We start from the raw sequence: 16,942 nt of genomic DNA on the forward strand, positions 1-16,942 counted from the left end.
GCTTAAGCTTCGGTGCGCCTACCTTAACGGATCAATATCCGTTTGATGCTCAAAAGCGCAAAACCGGGATGCTCCCGGTTAACTCTCCAGCGCCCGAGGTAGAGGCAACACCTTCTGAAATTATCTCCCCCGGTGAAATTGCACAGTTGAACCGGAAAGTTTACGACCAAATTGACAAGAGTTGGCGCTCGACTCCCACATTCAGCACTTCATTAGTTTATCGCGTTGCCGTGAATAAAGAAGGGGTAATTACAGATTGTCAGCCGCTGAACCAAGCAGCGGGTAATTTTATTCAAGAAGTTTCTCTTTCTTCCTTTCGTAAAGTTGCTCGTAAACCCCAGCATTTTCGTCAATTTAAGGTAGTGTTAAAACCCTCTGGGGTGCTTGAGGTCAGCCCGTGGTAAGGGTAGAGGTAATAATATAGAACAAGGAGGAAGCAGTAATAACAAGAGTTTCAGCGATTAAGAATGTCCTCATAGTCTTGGCGGTTGCTATACCATGAAAACCTCTGCGACAGAAATTATTCATAGCATTACCCAAAGTTTTATTAAAAGAGGGAGTACACAAAGCTTGCTTGAATTTTAAGCAGTCTTTTTAACTGGATGCAGCGGAAAGAAAACAGCCGGCGAGACGCAGAAAAACTCTGCAAGTTTTTGTATGTGTTCGGTTGTAAGTTGGCGCTTTTCACGGAGAATATCAGAGACAATAGACTCGGTTTTAAAAATAGAAACTAGGTCTTTTTGTCGGAGTTCAAATTCTTCTATTAAAGCCTTTAACAGTTCTACTCCGTAAATGTCAGGTATGGGTTCTAAAGTTTGCTCGTACTCATAAACAAGGGTTCCCAGGACGTTGAGGTAGTCCCGTTCGTCAGGAGTCAGTTCGCCTTTATCCAACAAAGAGTCGATCGCTTCTTGAGTTGCCATTAACTCCTCCTCAGCAGTTATGGGTCGCGGCGGAAATGTTTTGAGTAGTTCGATATAAGCGCTAGAGTTTTTCATGTGACTATGCAATATTAAGAAAGTCGAAAATTATCTATTATTGATACCACGGGTCTTTTTTCCATCGATCTTCATCATATTCTTCATGGGTAAGTACAGCTCGAATAAAAACCTTTTTAGGTCGATATTCATAATCTATGAAGGTAATCAGTCTGTAGTTATTACCTCTGATGTTAAAGACAGTAAAGTTTCCAACTCTATCTGCTGAGGAAAAAACTGCTTTCACTTCAGCTAAATTTGACCACTCTGCTGTAGTTGCTAGTTTGTACCAAGAGCGCAGACTTGTTTCGGCATCAGGATACTTTTCCCAGAATTTCCTGAGTGCTGATTGAGAGATAACGTGCATACATTTCCTCGATCACAAACAAATTTACGCATCGATTGGACTCTCGCTAAAATCATTTTAATTTCATCTTAGCAAATTGCGAAGTATTTTGTCAACTCCGATCGCAGTACAATCGATCAATATTGCATCTGAGGAATCTCCCCATGTCCGAACAGTTTTCCACTGAGATTAGCGATCGCATCTGCACTCACATGAACGAAGACCACGCTAGTGCTGTCGTGCTATATGCTCAAGCATTTGGCGACCAACCGCAGGCAACGGAAGCTCAAATGCTCGCTATTGATGCCAACGGCATGGATTTAACCGCTAAAGTCAACGACGAAACAGTGCCTGTCAGGATAAATTTTGAGCGCACTTTAAAAGACGCCGAAGATGCTCACCACACTCTCATTGAAATGGTGAAACAAGCTCGAAAAGTTGCTAAGTAGTCAATTGCGTACTAGGCTGTTATAATTTTAATGTTTGCAGTACGGAATTTAGTCCGCTTAAATAGTTGTTAAGGACTAACATCCTTACTACAAACCTTTAGTTAGGTGAAATTATTTTAAAGACTAAAATCCTGACTGCAAGCCAAATATTTAATCAAGTTTAATTTTCCTCTAAAATATCCACTAAAATGACAGAAAATTACCCAAACCCCAAAGAATTAGATGTCGTCAAGGGCAGTAAAAATAACCATTTCGAGGCACTGGTAAAGCGACTAGATTTGATGATTCGCGCCCGCTATTCGTTGCTGTACATTGTCGGCGCGGAGGAGGAACCGGTCGAAGCCGTAATTGCCCAAGTAGCGCTGCAAGTAACTCCCGCGCGCCGGGTGTTGTTCTGGGATCTTGTGCGGGGCTGGGAGGATAACGGTTCTGGCAAAGGTTCGGTAATGGCGGCGCTCGATCGCGTCAGCAAAACTGCTGTTGAAGAATATACCATATTTGTCCTGCGGGATTTGCACCCAATTTTGAAATATCCCTACACCGAAAAAAATGCGGCGGTAGTGCGGGAATTGCGGAATTTAACGCGGGAATTGAAGCGCAGCAAAAAAACTATAGTTCTTACTTCTCACACGCTGGAATTGCCGGAGGAATTGAAAGAAGAAGTAACAGTAATTGATTTTCCTTTGCCCAACGTGCAAGAAATCGACAGTTTAATTTCCCACGTTGTGGAAAAGCCGCAACAGTTGCAAGTTAGCGGTTTAGCAAGGGAACAGTTGGTTAAAGCTTGTCAGGGTTTGAGTCGCGCTAGAATCGGGCGGGTTTTGGCTAAAGCTTTGGCCGCCAAACAGCAAATTAACGAGTCAGATATTGACGGAGTTTTGGAGGAAAAACAGCAAGCAATTCGCCAAACGGGCATTTTAGAGTTTTTTAACTCCAGAGAATCCCTAAAAAGTGTGGGCGGCTTGGAGAATTTGAAACAGTGGGTAAAGATGCGGCAAGATGCTTTTACGGACGAAGCGCGTCGCTACGGCATACCCAATCCGAAAGGCGTTTTGTTAGTAGGAATTCAAGGCACTGGCAAATCTTTATCTGCGAAAACAATAGCCTCAGAATGGCGTTTGCCACTGTTGCGATTGGATACTGGGAGATTGTTTGGCGGCGTGGTCGGGGAAAGCGAAAGTCGCGTCAGGCAAATGATACAATTAGCAGAGGCGATCGCACCTTGCGTTTTGTGGATCGATGAAATAGATAAAGCCTTCGGCAACATTATCAGCGGTGGCGACGGCGATTCGGGAACTTCGCGCCGGGTATTCGGCAGTTTGATTACTTGGATGCAGGAAAAAACCAGTCCGGTGTTTATTGTCGCAACTGCAAATAACGTCAGGATTTTGCCGGCAGAGTTGCTCAGAAAAGGCAGGTTTGATGAAATTTTCTTTTTAAATTTGCCCTCAGAATCGGAACGGCAAGATATCTTTAAAGTGCATTTGCAGCGACTGCGGCCGACTAGATTGCGCGAGTTTGATTTGGGAGTTTTGGCGAAACGCGCTGAGAATTTTAGCGGTGCAGAAATTGAACAAGTCGTAATAGATGGGTTGTATCGGGCCTTTGGAACGTTTGTCAACGGACAGCGCCGGGATTTGATGACGGAGGATATTTTGAGGTCGATCGAGGATACAGTACCTTTAGCTGCGATCGCGCGATCGCAAATTGAAGATTTGAAGCGCTGGGCGGCGGAAGCCGGCGCGAGAACAGCTTCTAACGATACTCACTTAATTGATGAATTGAAACGCTACAGCCAGCGGCGAAGGGATGCGATCGACAATTAACGCCACTTGTAGGGTGCGTCAGTTCATGTCTAATTAATTATTTGAAAAATTACATCTGACGCACCTTCCTAATCGCATGGTGCGTCATTTCATGGGTTATTAATTATCCCCAATTTCTCCCGTTCTGACGCATTATACTACTACGAACCTAATTTAAAAACATCAGCAAGAATAGCATTTTCTTCCACCCTTCTCCCCGCATCCGGCGAATCATACACCACTAACAGCGAATTCTGCCCGTCCAAATAGGGAAACAGGCTCAATCCCTCAGCATTGTCGGTATTAACCTTAAAAGGCAAGTCAAACAATACCTCCAAATCTCCCCCATCTTGCCCAGTAATACTGTCGCCCGATCGCCCTAAAATTTCCTTCAACCGAAAAACCCTCGTCGCCCCAGATAAAGTCATCGTCGGTCCGGCTAAAACAATTAGATATTCCCCGTTCCAGCACAATTCTCGCACGCCCAAACCGTTCAAATCAAGAAAATGTTTGTTGTACAATTTCCCTCCTTCCCCAATTTCCTTAAGCCTTAACACTCCCGGTTCTGCCTCTTCAACTTCTATTTCTAAAATTATCGCCCAACCCCGCAGCACCGGCCCCCGCAAACCGAGCAAAATGCGATCGCCCCGCACCGCCAACCCTTCAATATCAAAGCCATTTTCTTTACTCGGAATCGGCACAGATAAATACAAGCCGAGGTGGCTGTCATCTTTGAGCGCGTCTGTCAGCAAATTGCCCGTTTCTGTCCGCTGAAGACATCCCGCTTTCAGTTGGGTTTCGGGATTGTTTGAAGGGGAAATTGACTCGCACAAAATCCCGTCTTTCATAGGAATGCGCGCCAGCAAATAGCGGTTGACCTCAGTCTCGATTTGTGCTAATCTTTCAATGTCTTTGTCTGCGTCTTTGCCTTTAGTTTTTTTGCGTTTTGTGCTGTGAGAACCGACCAGCCACAGATAATCGCTGCTGAAATCCATTCCTTCGATATCGATTTCGCATTTTCCAGGTAGAGCGATAAAATCTGCGATCGCAAATCTTTGATGTTCTCCAAAAATATGAGGCGCGACAGGCGACAAACGCTCGATCGAAGTCGTTTCATCGGAACCCAGCCACAAATTGCCATCCGGAGTTAAAGCAACAGCGGATAAGTCTGTAATAATATCAGCGACTTCGCTGTTTAATTGCAGCATCAGCCGGCCGAGCAAAAAAGATTCTGGCATAATTATTAGCACCAAAACTATATCTTAGGGTAAGTCATTATAGTTAAACCTGCTTGAAACTGAGATCTTGCTACAGGTGTAATAGTCCGCCGGGAATTAATTCTCCGTATCAAAGCTTGCATTCAGTTAAAACTGAGATGTTGCACCATTCTCAATAAAGCTTTTATGGGCGGGCTAGAAGCCCAACCCCTACTCCCCACAAGAAAATTTAATTTTTGTGGAACAGGCATCTTACCTGTTCATGACAGAGGTGCAAGATTTGAGTTAAAACCGACTGAAAATTAAAACAGAAAACTAAAACAGATATCTTCCTCAAGCCTCATAGCAAGAACTTCCGTTTTGAGATAAGGATTTTTAACCCCTAGCGGGCCAAACCGCAGTTGGCGGTAATTATTCAGCAAACCGAACCTCCACAGACGGATAACACCCTAATTGAAACATTAACATCCTCGTTACGTTTCGTTACGATAAGGAGACAGAGAGAAAAACCTCTCATTCGTAAAATCAGAGGTAGCCATTATGAACGGTACATTTCGCGTCGGCAACCTGTTTGGGATTCCCTTCTTTGTCAACGCATCTTGGTTTTTAGTTCTGGGTTTAGTAACTTGGCAGTACGGCGGCGCATTAGCTGCCCTGTTTCCCACATTGGGCCCGGTAGCGCCCTGGATGCTGGGATTATTAACAGCGTTACTGTTATTTGCTTCCGTCTTAGCCCACGAATTAGGACACAGTTGGGTAGCCATTAAACAGGGAATTGGCGTGAAATCGATTTCGCTATTTCTGTTTGGCGGACTGGCTAATTTAGAAAGAGAATCTAAAACCCCAGCCGAAGCATTTTGGGTAGCGATTGCAGGCCCGTTGGTCAGCTTATTGTTATCGGGTTTGTTAACAGCGATCGGCATCGGTGCTGGTCTCACAGGCCCCGCAGCCGCCATCGTCGGACTTTTAGCTTCCATCAACTTAGTTCTAGCCTTATTTAACTTAATTCCCGGTTTGCCCCTCGACGGCGGCAACATCCTCAAAGCGATCGTCTGGAAAATTACTGGCAACCCTTACAAAGGTGTAATTTTTGCTAGCCGCGTCGGTCAAATAATTGGTTGGATTGCCATTGCTACAGGCGTATTCGGCAATATTTGGAATCTAGTAATCGGTTGGTTCTTACTGCAAAATGCCGGTCAATCTGCCCAATATGCCACAGTCCAAAATAAACTGGCAGGGCTGACAGCCGCAGATGCTGTGACCCCCGAAAGTCCGATCGTCTCGCAAGACTTGTCCCTCAGAGAATTTGCCAACAACTACGTGATCGGTAGCACTCAAACCTGGCGCAGATTCCTGGCAACAGATGATGCCGGACAATTGGTAGGGGCGATCGACCTTGATGACCTCAAAACCATTCCTACCGGACGCTGGCCCGAAGTTTTAGTGAAAGAACTCCTGAAGCCGATCGAATTTTCCACAACCGTTAAACCAGAATTATCCCTCCTCGAAGTCGTCACCCTCCTAGAACAACTCAAAGTACAAGAGCTCCCCGTCATTCGCGAAAACGGTGTCCTCGTCGGACTTGTAGAAAAAGCTGAAATTGCCCGCCTGCTACAAAGACGAGCCGAAGCGAACCCTGCTTGATATCCTCAGATACTTGACAAATAATAGTTAACCCCCCTCGATTTCCCCTTATTAAAAGGGCGATCGGGGGGCTTAACTGTTTTAGCTGCACAAAAGTCCAGTCAAACACTAAATTATTAGCTGCAAATCAAGGATCGTAACTATAATAGTTTATCGATCATCTGAGCGAGGACGCTATGCCATCTCAGCACTTTTCCTCTCAATCCGAAACCACAGAGTCAAAAGTTGTGCCTGCTCTCACAAACAATATATTACCCCAGGCGATCGCGCCTCAACCAACCGCTCAATTAAACAATTCTGAGCTGACTGTTTCAGCATCTCAAGATATCATTTACAACTTTTTTTTATATCACATCAAAAACTCGAAAGCCGAAGTAGTTTTGCAGCAATTTAAAAAAATATTTATCCACCTGATTCCTCCAGCCCACCCCAAATTAATTCAAGCTTTACACACAATAATTGAATTTGACAGTCAACGAGAATTTAACAACTTATTTAAACGCTGCTGTTACATCTTATTAAATAACTGGATTACTCAGAGACAATACCAACTTGCTCGCGACTTAATTAAAAGTATTAGCGAGAGAACCTTTAGCGAACCCCACCCGGACAATTCTCTCAAAATACTGAGAGTGTGGCTGACAAATTTTCTCAGCAGCAAAGACTATGAAGACATCAAGTTATTTGTATTAAAGTACGCGGATTACCAGCCGCTACAAAATCACTGGACTTCGCGCTATCAGCCTTATTTGCTAACCGCTCAATATCTAGATGCTAACAACGCCCCCGAAGAACGCCAAACTGCCAGACTATTGTCGCAGCAGCTCAAAGAAAAGTACAAGTTTGACCTAGCAATGTATACCTCTCGCTCTCAGTCTGCTACATCCCAATTAAAAAATTATCATAATCCCACACTTTTAGGAGATGAAGCCCTGCGTTTAATCAAACTAATTTTAGTCAATCGAGGAGCCTTCAGCTATCGCAGCTTAGCCAATATTTTTCTGAGTCAGAGTCAAAATATTACCTACAAGCAGTTTAAGGAATCTCTTGTTAAGTATTTATTTGATTACCAAGGTAATTTTTTGTCTAGTGATATTTGCCAAGCACACATAATTAAGAGTTTAGAGATTTTTCATCCAGAAAATGACGGAGAAATTTTGAAGAGCGGTCTGTATCTCAGAACTTGCAATTATCTAATCAAAAGTTTGACGGTGGAAAATTCTGGGGAACCAACAGCCTTATTTATACTGTTCGCCACTCAACTAAATCCTTTAACGCTAGCAATTATAATTCTCAAAATTATTTTGATTTCACCGCATTCCCGAACCTACTTAGAACTTTGTTGTGCTCGATTAATTCAATACTATCAAGATAACTCGGATACTGAATGTCAGTGGCTGATTAAGTTTTTAGAAGTGACCCAAATTGCTCTAACTATTTATGGAGAAAATATTCAATATAATTTAGTGAATATGTCAGACAAAAATGAAGAAGAACAGTTGTTTATTGATCTCAATAACTGTCGTGTTTTTTCTCAACACAAACAACTCAGAAAAGATAAAGATTAGTCATGATTCATCAGTGATTAGTCATTAGCTGCGCCTTGGGCACCCGACAGCAAGTTTATAGGGTATGCTGTACTGCATTTAAATTGTATGTTAAGGGCGGGCTTTCGGACTAAACCCCTACTCCCCACAAGAGTGAAAGTTTCTTTTACCATGGAATTTAAATGTGGATTAGCTTATGCAAGCTTCTCCGGGAACAGTGTTCGCTAATTTATATAAGTTTGATCGGCTTGTAGTAGCTCTTCGGCGCTAGCATCGGGCATTTATCCGCTACCCAAACCCACCTCGCTGTTAGCACTCCAGCAATTGTCGATAGCAGAGCAGCAGCGCCCCCCAACAAAGTAAAATTGTAGTGCGCGTATTTTTGTTAATTTGCCCCATGAAATCGGATTCGGGAACTACGATCGCAATCAGCCAGTTTCAACCGTAACTATCCGAAAACAGCAGCACTTCCACAAAATATTCTTGCCCGTCTCGGCTAAATTTCAGTTGCTGCCGCTGCTTAATGTCGCCAAAGCCCCCGAAGTGTTCGTACCAATATTTAGCTGCGGTGCAAATGACAGGAGTTTGGCTGTCTAAAACATTCAGCCGCTACAGTTGCCGGTTTCCCGACATCTTTCTAAAGGGTGATTCTTGACTCGAACTGGCAATCAGCAAGCTCGATCGCTCGATCGCGAAAATTTGTCCCGTTTTGCTAAGCTTGATGCGATGGAGCTTGCAAATTGTCGCGGCGAACAAGTCTACCAACTTTCACAACATATACTACGCTACAGACGGCCTAGGCACTCGCACCGCTAAATTAAAGGCAGAACCCGGAACCTACGATGCCCGTCTCCGCCCCTGGTACAAAGAAGCTGTTGCAGCTAACAAACCCATTTGGACGAGTATTTATCGATGTTTGACTCCTGGGACTGTTTTTATTGCTGCCAGCCAACCGATTCGCGATCGAAATGGTAAATTGCTGGGAGTTAATGCCGTAGACTTTTCGCTCTCGGAGCTTCAGCAATATCTGCTATCCGTGGGGTTGCGCCAAATGCCGAGATATTCTCCTGATTTTTCAGCACCGAAGGATATCCATTGAATGCTTTTAAAAGATCGCATTTGTTGCCAAAGGAACTTCTCTCCCCGAGGCTGTGGCTTTTCTAACTGTAATTTTAATTCACCGCGCTCGATCGCTCCAGCGTTAAGTTGATTTACCCACTGGGTAGGTTCGAGAAAAAAAATCAGCTTTTCTTCAACTCTCTTCCTCGTCTGGGCGATCAATTTCTCGGCGAGCTCTTCGACTGCTTTGTCTCGGTTGCGAAAGGACAGATACCCGACTATCCCGACTGCTGCGACGAGTTGCAGCACAAAAGAAGCCACTAGAAGGCGACGCAGGGAGATTTTTATTTGGTGTTGAGAAGTTTTACTCGCGAATCGGGACAACGGCATAGACTGGTGACTAATTGCTCCCTAACACTTTAACTGTTCCAGCCTGTAATTTCACTTACGGGCGATCGAGGCTGCTTCCTTGCCCTCAAAATAACTCCCACACACACAAATCACGCAAATCACCAGCAAGCACGAGACTTATACAATTTGAGATTTGAGATTTGAGATTTTAGATTAAATAATTGGGGATGAATGAGGAAGCTCGTGCTTTGGAGTTTGCCGACAGTTGCATTCTTTTTTTTAAACTGGTATTACGCACTCTTGGCTGAGAATACCTCCGCCATTTTCTTGCTTTGTTCGGTTTCGTAGCTCAACCTAACCTGCTTCTTGCCTGGAACCTCGACCATCGAAACTCAACATTCATCCGTTAAATCCACTATACAATCCCTTGGTGAAGATCCATGCGTTACATCTGTTAAATCTGCTACACCATACTTTGCCGAACTTGTCTTTAACAGCTACGCGGAAAATCCCCCGCTTGTCCACACGGATATAGCGAGGGGCGAGAATAGGTATTCTCGGAAAATATAAAGTAGTGGCAGTGGCTTGTGTCGAGCCATTGCCATCTATAGAAGCCATACTTTTTTAGGCTCACAGAAAGATTTCAGAGCCAACTCTCTGCTTGCAGTCAATGCTTGAAGTCAAACCAACCTGTTCAAGCAAGAAGTCAAAGCAAGTCGTAAAAGCCTAGGATTCTTCTTCTTCTCGATCGATTTGGCGCAGGTGAATGTGCTTGCGTCCCAGAGAGATTTCAAATTCATCTCCCGGCTGGAGTTCCATCTGTTTGGTGTAGGCAGCTCCAATCAGTAAGTTGCCGTTAGATTGAACGCTAATCCGATAGCTGGCAGAGCGTCCGCCGCGTCCATTGCCGTTTTGCTTCCCGTCTAGCTGAATGCCTTCTGCATCAATCAGCGCATTCAGGAATTTCATCATGTTGACCCGTTCTACGCCGTTCTTGGTAACGGTGTAGTAGCCACAGGCTCTAGCTTTTTCTTCCTTGGTAAGGTTCTCTAGGTCTTTGACCTTTTTGATCAGATCTTCGCCTTCAAGGGGTTCGATATTTTTCTTTTTAGCCATTTACTGAGTCCTGAAATATTCAACTGGTGTACGGATTTTTTCTCGGTTGGTTTTTGGTTTGACCAAGAAACTTTAGCTTTATAGCTGGTCGTAAAACCATATTACACCGATCGGCTCAATTGTTAACCACTATTATCTAAATATTTTTAACAACGTGCAGTCTTTCTTGAGGAGTAGCTGCAGCCGGTGCGAGCAATCTCTAAACTCGGTAGCATAAGCTATCAGCTATCAGCTAGCTGAATATTTGCCCCGCTCTTAAAATCCCATGAAGTTAACCACACGCGGACACTACAGTGTCAAAGCATTACTGGATCTAAGTTTGCAACCTCGCTTTGGCCCGACATCGGTGAAATCGATAGCGAAGCGACAGGAGTTACCTGCTCCGTATCTAGAAAAATTGCTGATTGAAATGCGACGAGCCGGTTTAGTCCAATCTGTTCGGGGTTCCCAAGGAGGATATCAATTAGCCCGCCAGCCAGCTCAAATCTCTTTAGGACAAATCTTAGAGGCTGTAGGTGAAACTATTGAACCTTTACCACGACATTTTCCCGACGCGACGCAAGCAGAGGACTGGGTAACATTCAGTTTGTGGAACCGATTGCACAAAAAACTTGCCGAAGCGCTGTACAGTATTTCCCTCGAAGACTTATACTATGATGTCCGCAGTTGGCAAGCGGCTCTTGGGGAAGAAACTAGCTTTATCATTTAAATGGTAAGTTCATTCATTCGATCGCCAGCAATCACACATGGACGCAACACTTGTTACCTACTTTGGCGGCTGTCACTGCGGAGCTGTCCGCTTCCGTGTCGCCGTTGACAAACACGAAGCATCTGATTGCAACTGCTCTATCTGTAAAAAGAAAGGATTTTTGCACCTCATTGTGCCGCCGGAACGTTTTACCTTGCTCAGTGGCGAAGATGTTTTGACCACCTATACATTTAATACAGGAACTGCTCAACATACTTTCTGCCGAATTTGCGGCATTCACTCGTTCTATCGCCCCCGATCGCATCCCGATCATTTCGATGTCAACGTCCGCTGTCTTGACTCAGATGCCATCGAACACTTTCAGATCCTACCCTTTGACGGTGTTAATTGGGAGCAGAACGTACACTTGCTCCGCGACTAAAGTAATCTCAGCATTTATAGCAACCACGGCTGATGATGATGAGGTTTTGAATTGCTCAAACCCTTGCCTTTATTGCTTCTTCCTTCTTCCTTCTACTATAAAATCGCCCCTCAAAACATCAAAGTCCGCAAGGGTAGCAGGAGTTAAAATCTGCTCTCTGGGGCGAGAGATCCTGCTGTGACAATGAAGGAAGATGCTTCGGACCCCCGGATTCATCCGTGGAGCGAGAAAAAAGCTCCTCGCTCCCCATCGCAAGTCCACGGATTGATCGGTGGGGTCGCTTTCTTCAATTCTTTAATCTAAAATCTTTAATCTAAAATCTAAAATCGATTGACGGACTATCAAGTTTGACACAATATATAATGATGCCGGATGAATTTCCTGTTTTGATTTTAGCTGCGGTGTTGGATTATTCGATCGGCGATCCTTGGGGTTGGCCACATCCCGTGCAGGCGATGGGTTGGGCGATCGACCGTTATACTCGACTTGTCTTTAATATATGGAATAATCCCGCAGGCAAAATGCCTGAAGCAGAGGATCGTCCCGCTGGCGATCAGCACAAACTGCTGCTACGAGGTGCTGGTACAATACTAGCGATCTGGCTGATTGTAGGCAGTTATACTGTCAGTTGGTCGATCGTCCAAGCTGCTAGTTGGGTGCATCCTCTTTTAGGTATTGCGATACAGACCATTTTGCTGGCAAGCTGTTTTGCAGGTCGCAGTTTAAGGGCCGCAGCAGAGGATGTGCTCGCACCTTTAAATGTTGGAGATTTAGTCAAGGCGCGAGAAAGGTTGAGCCTTTACGTCGGCCGGGATACCGAAAACTTATCCGAGCCAGAAATTCTGCGAGCATTGTTAGAAACTGTAACAGAGAATGCAGTCGATGGGGTGACAGCACCGCTATTTTATGCCTTACTTGGGTTCGCTCTGCCGCATCTATTATTAAGTGTTACCGCTGCCCCGATCGATCCTAACTCGATGTGGGCGAGTGCTATAGTCCCCTTGGCGATCGCTTACAAAGCAGCCAGCACATTAGATTCTACGATCGGCTACAAAGAAGCGCCATACACAGATTTAGGATGGTTTAGCGCCAAACTCGAAGACGTGCTGACGTGGATTCCTTGCCGGCTAACAGTGATTACTTTAGCAGTTATATCGGGCAAACCGATTTACATTTGGCAGATTTGTCAGAGAGATGCTGTTAAAGATGCCAGCCCCAATTCCGGTTGGAGCGAGTGCGTTTACGCCGCCATCTTGGGAGTACAACTAGGAGGTACTAATTCCTATCGCGGAGTTCTCAAACACAAACCGCTGTTAGGCGAGCCGGTTCACCCGATCACAGCGCAGCTAATTTGCCAAGCATTGCAATTAACTCGGTATTGCTTTCTGATTTGGTTGGGACTATCATTGCTTTTTTATACCTTATGAGGTTTGAGCCGTTAACTGATGACCTCACCCGCACAGTCCAGGAGGCATAAATAACAACGTATTTCTGTAATTGTTCGCCCGCTTGCAATCAATCGCAGCATCTGCTTTTCATCCGTTCGGGGTAAGTCCTGCAGAAGACAGAGATCAGCCACCGACACGAGCAAAAAAAGTTTTGACCTTTGTTCAAACCCCCAGATTCATCTGTCAAGTCCATCTACAATCTCAAATTGTTCGATATGCCAACAGCCAACAATTAGCTCGCAGCAACCCATGACTAAAATTATCAAAATTTTATCCCCTGATGAAGTGAGGCGCACTCTCACCCGCGTCGCTTCCCAAATTGTCGAAAAATCAGGGAATCCCTCGGAGTTAGTGCTGTTGGGCATTCATAGTAGAGGAGTGCCTTTAGCTCAAATTTTGGCAGATCAAATTGAAGTGCTCGAACAAGTCAAAGTACCCGTAGGCGCTTTGGATATTACCTTTTACCGAGATGACTTGGATCGAGTTGCGATGCGGACACCTGCTAAAACAGAAATTCCTTTCGATTTGACGGGCAAAACGGTGGTGTTGGTAGATGACGTTATATATAAAGGCAGAACGAGTCGAGCGGCTTTGAATGCGGTAAACGATTATGGGCGGCCGGAGAAAATTTGGTTAGCGGTATTAGTCGATCGCGGTCACCGAGAAGTACCGATTCAGCCTGATTTTACGGGTAAAAAGTTGCCGACTGCAAAGGAAGAACAAGTTAAGGTTTACGTTCAAGAGCTCGACGGGCGCGACGGAGTGGAGTTAATTAAGGGTTGATATCCTTGGCCTTGGCATCGGAATAATAATTTTTGGAGTGCGGTACGATCGTTCCCGCGCAGCGCCCGCCATCTCAGAAGCGAGCAGATATAATGTGGAATTGATTAAGGCTTGATATCGTTGACCTTGGCATCAGAATAATAATTTTCCGAGGGCAATGCGAGCTTAACAGATCGCCATCGACCAAATTTATAGTTTGTGATCGCACTTGCGACCTCACAAACCAAGTTTATTCGGATATTTTTCGTTACTTGTCGCAAATTTTTCCTAGAAACCGGGTTTCTAACCCCCATCCGTCCAGGACTGGTATCTGGGAAGAAACCTGGTTTTTAGCCAGAGCGCGGAGCGTCGTGATTAATTCTAAATCGGCAGTGCAGGAGTTGAACCTGCCTGGGGCGAATTATGAGTTCGCTGCCTAAACCGCTCGGCCAACTGCCGTTAAATCGATTTCTTCGACCTAACTCAAAATGAATTATAACATAATTTCCCAGTCCGTGCTAGAACTAGAGAACAAAAATCAAAATCTTTAGATCTGCTGAGTCCCGATCGCCTGTTAGCCAATGTGCTGGAGCCGATGGACAGGACAAAGCAGTTTCTAGGACTCGGTATAAACTTATAGGCAATGGCAGTGAATTCGACGGTAGTGCTGACTCTAATTCTGCTGGCTCTGATGTTTGGAGCAGGCGTGACGAGTTCTGTTTGGGGATTTACTATAGGTCGCGAAGCCTTGCAAGGAACGACTCAACCCGATATTCGCCCCAGCAACAATGCTGGCAGTGGCAAGCCTGGAACGACGGCTAGCAAAGACCAAGTGAGCATTTTGAAAGAACAAGACATTCTCACAACCGTCAAAGCACGGATAGAAGGTCGCGATCCAGAAAAAACAACGGCCGGGGCAAATACTAAAACACAGAAGGCAAGCTCTAAACCAGCCGCGGCAAAAAAACCGGCTGCACAAAATGCCAGCGCCAAGTTTCCCCTAAACAGTCGCGACGGGGGAATAACCCTGGAAGTGAGCGCGGCCAGTCAGCGCAACAATTCCATGCTGCTAGACGTGAGCATGAAAAATGAGGGCTCCCAAGCTGTGAGGTTTCTCTACAGCTTCTTGAACGTCACTGACGATCGTGGCCGGGCCCTGAGCGCGACTGCCGAGGATTTGCCGTCGGAACTCCCCCCCAACGGGCAGGTGTTTTACGGTACGGTGAGTATTCCCACAGCTTTGCTGGAAAATGCTAAGGAAGTTTCGCTGACGCTGACAGATTATCCAGGTCAAAAACTTCAGTTGCAAATATCTGGCATTCCAGTGGCGAAGTAAAATAAAAGAAGACCAAACCTGCAGACGGATTCTCAGGTTTGATCGAGAAAGTTTTTTTAGGGAGCATTGTGTCACTTTTAGGGGCGAGAGTGCAGGAGATATCTGATTTACCCGCGATGAGTTTGACAGAGGTGCTGTCGCGGTTGCTGTCAGTGCTGTTGCTGATTGCGATTAATGCTTTTTTTGTGGCGGCTGAGTTTTCGATGGTGACGGTACGCCGATCGCGCATCAATCAGTTAGTGGAAGCTGGCGACGTTGCAGCTTTAACTGTGCAATCTTTGCAGCAAAGTATTGAGCGATTGCTCTCGACAATGCAGTTGGGAATCACTCTTTCTAGTTTAGCTCTCGGCTGGATTGGGGAAAGTACGATCGCCGTGCTAGTCCGAATGTCGATCGGCTATTTGCCGCTGCCAATTTACATCAAGTCTGCGATCGCCCATTCTTTTAGCATACCAATAGTAACTTTTTTGTTGCTAGCTTACCTGCAAATCGTACTGGGCGAACTCTTTCCCAAATCTGTAGCGTTACTGTATTCCGAACAGCTAGCCAGAACTTTAGGGCCTCCGAGTTTATTGATTGCCCGTTTGTTTAATCCCTTTGTGTCGTTTCTCAATCAATCCACTCGATCGCTTTTGCGGTTTGCGGGCATCGAATACGATCTAAGGCATCGGCCTGTTACTCCCGAAGAACTGCAATTAATTATAGCTACTTCCAGCGAATCCAGCGGCTTGGAAGCAGAAAAGCGAGAATTGCTCAACAACGTGTTTGAATTTGGCGAAGTTTGGGTAGAAGAAGTAATGGTGCCGAGGCCTAGCATTGTCGCACTTCCCAAGACGGCAACCTTTCAAAATTTGCTCGACGAAATGGCGATTTCTCACCATTCCCGCTATCCCGTGACGGGAGATTCTTTAGACGACATTATCGGCATTATTGGCTTCAAACAACTTGCGAAACCCCTAGCTGAAGGTTTGCTATCTCCCGACACGCCAATTTTAAATTGGATGAGTTCGGTGAGGTTTGTGCCGGAGATGATGCTGCTGGGGGAACTGCTGCCTTTGATGCAGAGTTCGTCGGAAGAAATTGCGATCGTAGTCGATGAATTTGGTGGCATTTCGGGGTTAGTGACGCTGAGGGATTTGATTGCCGAAATTATCGGCCGCAGCTACGAGTCGCCCGACAGTAAAGAAATTGCTTTGCAAGTATTGGACGATCGCACTTATTTAGTTCAAGCGCAGTTAAATGTAGATGATGTGAATCAAATATTGAATTTGGATTTGCCAGTAACTGACGAATATCAGACAATTGGAGGTTTTCTGAGTTATCAGTTGCAAAGAATGCCGGCTGTTGGGGAAGTTTGGCGCTGCGAAAACGTGGAACTTACGGTTGTTTCTGTGTCCGGGCCGCGGTTGGAGCAAATTCAAATTCACTTGTTGGAAGGGGCTGCGGGCGATCGAGCTTTAGATGAAGTTGCAGCAGCGGATGGAGAATTTGTGGGGAAAGGGCGCAAGAATAGCGGGTTGAGTGGTGTGGCGAAATTTTCTAGTTGAGATTTTGATTTAAAGGCAGAGTATCGAGATTAAGGACAAAGTGTAGAGAGTGAATGAGTCAACATACTTGATTCATGTCGATCATAACTTAAGTTTGGAGGGAAAACTCTTCTGGGTCGATTCCCCAATTTACCCCAGGGTAAGAGCATCTCAATCAGCCTTGACAAAAGGATTTGAGAAGAAGCATCATGTATTCATCATTCATTGC

At 45.2% G+C, this 16,942-nt stretch carries 16 protein-coding genes, 1 tRNA gene and 1 pseudogene; 13 read left to right on the plus strand and 5 right to left on the minus strand.

What is annotated here, in order from left to right; genetic code table 11:
* Positions 1 to 404 (plus strand): annotated as a pseudogene (locus tag QUA04_RS24440) (hypothetical protein); the annotation flags it as partial.
* Between the two features lie 177 nt (positions 405 to 581).
* Here the strand turns inward: QUA04_RS24440 and QUA04_RS24445 are convergent.
* Positions 582 to 998: a transcriptional regulator gene (locus tag QUA04_RS24445; RefSeq protein WP_333261916.1), complete on the minus strand. Its 417-nt coding sequence runs from the start codon at positions 996 to 998 to the stop codon at positions 582 to 584.
* Between the two features lie 37 nt (positions 999 to 1,035).
* Positions 1,036 to 1,344: a type II toxin-antitoxin system HigB family toxin gene (locus QUA04_RS24450; protein ID WP_333261919.1), complete on the minus strand. Its 309-nt coding sequence runs from the start codon at positions 1,342 to 1,344 to the stop codon at positions 1,036 to 1,038.
* A gap of 143 nt (positions 1,345 to 1,487) precedes the next feature.
* Between QUA04_RS24450 and QUA04_RS24455 the strand changes: the two genes are divergently transcribed.
* Positions 1,488 to 1,772 (plus strand): DUF2470 domain-containing protein, encoded by a 285-nt coding sequence (locus QUA04_RS24455; protein WP_333261922.1) that lies wholly within the window; start codon positions 1,488 to 1,490, stop codon positions 1,770 to 1,772.
* A gap of 188 nt (positions 1,773 to 1,960) precedes the next feature.
* On the plus strand, positions 1,961 to 3,598 hold the full coding sequence (locus QUA04_RS24460) for an AAA family ATPase (protein WP_333261925.1): 1,638 nt from the start codon (positions 1,961 to 1,963) through the stop codon (positions 3,596 to 3,598).
* A gap of 140 nt (positions 3,599 to 3,738) precedes the next feature.
* Here the strand turns inward: QUA04_RS24460 and QUA04_RS24465 are convergent, their stop codons facing one another.
* On the minus strand, positions 3,739 to 4,815 hold the full coding sequence (locus tag QUA04_RS24465) for a DUF3616 domain-containing protein (protein WP_333261927.1): 1,077 nt from the start codon (positions 4,813 to 4,815) through the stop codon (positions 3,739 to 3,741).
* Between the two features lie 519 nt (positions 4,816 to 5,334).
* On the opposite strand from QUA04_RS24465, the gene QUA04_RS24470 reads away from it, so the two are divergent.
* The 4 genes from QUA04_RS24470 (at position 5,335) to QUA04_RS24485 (ending at position 9,084) form a co-directional block, all read left to right on the plus strand.
* Positions 5,335 to 6,438: a site-2 protease family protein gene (locus tag QUA04_RS24470; RefSeq protein ID WP_333261930.1), complete on the plus strand. Its 1,104-nt coding sequence runs from the start codon at positions 5,335 to 5,337 to the stop codon at positions 6,436 to 6,438.
* 176 nt (positions 6,439 to 6,614) lie between these two features.
* Positions 6,615 to 8,006 carry a hypothetical protein gene (locus QUA04_RS24475; RefSeq protein WP_333261933.1) on the plus strand — a complete coding sequence of 464 codons (1,392 nt, stop codon included), beginning with the start codon at positions 6,615 to 6,617 and terminating at the stop codon, positions 8,004 to 8,006.
* 369 nt (positions 8,007 to 8,375) lie between these two features.
* A complete protein-coding gene (locus QUA04_RS24480; RefSeq protein ID WP_333261937.1) occupies positions 8,376 to 8,582 on the plus strand; it encodes a hypothetical protein in 207 nt (68 codons plus the stop codon).
* A 124-nt stretch (positions 8,583 to 8,706) separates the two neighbouring features.
* Positions 8,707 to 9,084 (plus strand): cache domain-containing protein, encoded by a 378-nt coding sequence (locus QUA04_RS24485; RefSeq protein ID WP_333261940.1) that lies wholly within the window; start codon positions 8,707 to 8,709, stop codon positions 9,082 to 9,084.
* A gap of 1,037 nt (positions 9,085 to 10,121) precedes the next feature.
* Here QUA04_RS24485 and QUA04_RS24490 read toward each other — a convergent pair.
* A complete protein-coding gene (locus QUA04_RS24490; RefSeq protein WP_015179394.1) occupies positions 10,122 to 10,511 on the minus strand; it encodes an AbrB family transcriptional regulator in 390 nt (129 codons plus the stop codon).
* Positions 10,512 to 10,776: 265 nt separating this feature from the next.
* On the opposite strand from QUA04_RS24490, the gene QUA04_RS24495 reads away from it, so the two are divergent.
* From QUA04_RS24495 to pyrR, 4 genes are all read left to right on the plus strand, one after another.
* Positions 10,777 to 11,220, plus strand: a complete 444-nt coding sequence (locus QUA04_RS24495) for an Rrf2 family transcriptional regulator (RefSeq protein WP_006635345.1) — start codon at positions 10,777 to 10,779, stop codon at positions 11,218 to 11,220.
* A 37-nt stretch (positions 11,221 to 11,257) separates the two neighbouring features.
* On the plus strand, positions 11,258 to 11,641 hold the full coding sequence (locus QUA04_RS24500) for a GFA family protein (protein ID WP_333048578.1): 384 nt from the start codon (positions 11,258 to 11,260) through the stop codon (positions 11,639 to 11,641).
* Positions 11,642 to 12,003: 362 nt separating this feature from the next.
* Positions 12,004 to 13,068 carry an adenosylcobinamide-phosphate synthase CbiB gene (gene cbiB / locus QUA04_RS24505; RefSeq protein WP_333261953.1) on the plus strand — a complete coding sequence of 355 codons (1,065 nt, stop codon included), beginning with the start codon at positions 12,004 to 12,006 and terminating at the stop codon, positions 13,066 to 13,068.
* A gap of 270 nt (positions 13,069 to 13,338) precedes the next feature.
* The gene (pyrR, locus tag QUA04_RS24510) at positions 13,339 to 13,872 is read left to right on the plus strand and encodes a bifunctional pyr operon transcriptional regulator/uracil phosphoribosyltransferase PyrR (protein ID WP_333261944.1); all 534 of its coding nucleotides are present in this window, start codon (positions 13,339 to 13,341) and stop codon (positions 13,870 to 13,872) included.
* 365 nt (positions 13,873 to 14,237) lie between these two features.
* Here pyrR and QUA04_RS24515 read toward each other — a convergent pair.
* Positions 14,238 to 14,310: transfer RNA gene (locus tag QUA04_RS24515), tRNA-Ile, on the minus strand.
* Between the two features lie 184 nt (positions 14,311 to 14,494).
* On the opposite strand from QUA04_RS24515, the gene QUA04_RS24520 reads away from it, so the two are divergent.
* Both QUA04_RS24520 and QUA04_RS24525 read left to right on the plus strand, forming a co-directional pair.
* Positions 14,495 to 15,187, plus strand: coding sequence for a hypothetical protein (locus QUA04_RS24520; protein WP_333261947.1), 693 nt, complete (start codon positions 14,495 to 14,497; stop codon positions 15,185 to 15,187).
* Positions 15,188 to 15,255: 68 nt separating this feature from the next.
* On the plus strand, positions 15,256 to 16,734 hold the full coding sequence (locus tag QUA04_RS24525; protein ID WP_333261950.1) for a hemolysin family protein: 1,479 nt from the start codon (positions 15,256 to 15,258) through the stop codon (positions 16,732 to 16,734).
* The last annotated feature ends 208 nt before the right edge of the window (positions 16,735 to 16,942 follow it).

This window comes from Microcoleus sp. S13_C5, from assembly GCF_036700845.1.
Classification (GTDB): Bacteria; Cyanobacteriota; Cyanobacteriia; order Cyanobacteriales; family Microcoleaceae; genus Microcoleus.

What these genes read in the sequence shown, in the direction of transcription:
- QUA04_RS24445 (WP_333261916.1), bottom strand. Translation starts at nt 998, where the DNA reads ATGAAAAACTCTAGCGCTTATATCGAACTACTCAAAACATTTCCGCCG.
- QUA04_RS24450 (WP_333261919.1), bottom strand. Translation starts at nt 1,344, where the DNA reads ATGCACGTTATCTCTCAATCAGCACTCAGGAAATTCTGGGAAAAGTAT.
- QUA04_RS24455 (WP_333261922.1), top strand. Translation starts at nt 1,488, where the DNA reads ATGTCCGAACAGTTTTCCACTGAGATTAGCGATCGCATCTGCACTCAC.
- QUA04_RS24460 (WP_333261925.1), top strand. Translation starts at nt 1,961, where the DNA reads ATGACAGAAAATTACCCAAACCCCAAAGAATTAGATGTCGTCAAGGGC.
- QUA04_RS24465 (WP_333261927.1), bottom strand. Translation starts at nt 4,815, where the DNA reads ATGCCAGAATCTTTTTTGCTCGGCCGGCTGATGCTGCAATTAAACAGC.
- QUA04_RS24470 (WP_333261930.1), top strand. Translation starts at nt 5,335, where the DNA reads ATGAACGGTACATTTCGCGTCGGCAACCTGTTTGGGATTCCCTTCTTT.
- QUA04_RS24475 (WP_333261933.1), top strand. Translation starts at nt 6,615, where the DNA reads ATGCCATCTCAGCACTTTTCCTCTCAATCCGAAACCACAGAGTCAAAA.
- QUA04_RS24485 (WP_333261940.1), top strand. Translation starts at nt 8,707, where the DNA reads ATGCGATGGAGCTTGCAAATTGTCGCGGCGAACAAGTCTACCAACTTT.
- QUA04_RS24490 (WP_015179394.1), bottom strand. Translation starts at nt 10,511, where the DNA reads ATGGCTAAAAAGAAAAATATCGAACCCCTTGAAGGCGAAGATCTGATC.
- QUA04_RS24495 (WP_006635345.1), top strand. Translation starts at nt 10,777, where the DNA reads ATGAAGTTAACCACACGCGGACACTACAGTGTCAAAGCATTACTGGAT.
- QUA04_RS24500 (WP_333048578.1), top strand. Translation starts at nt 11,258, where the DNA reads ATGGACGCAACACTTGTTACCTACTTTGGCGGCTGTCACTGCGGAGCT.
- cbiB (WP_333261953.1), top strand. Translation starts at nt 12,004, where the DNA reads ATGATGCCGGATGAATTTCCTGTTTTGATTTTAGCTGCGGTGTTGGAT.
- pyrR (WP_333261944.1), top strand. Translation starts at nt 13,339, where the DNA reads ATGACTAAAATTATCAAAATTTTATCCCCTGATGAAGTGAGGCGCACT.
- QUA04_RS24520 (WP_333261947.1), top strand. Translation starts at nt 14,495, where the DNA reads ATGGCAGTGAATTCGACGGTAGTGCTGACTCTAATTCTGCTGGCTCTG.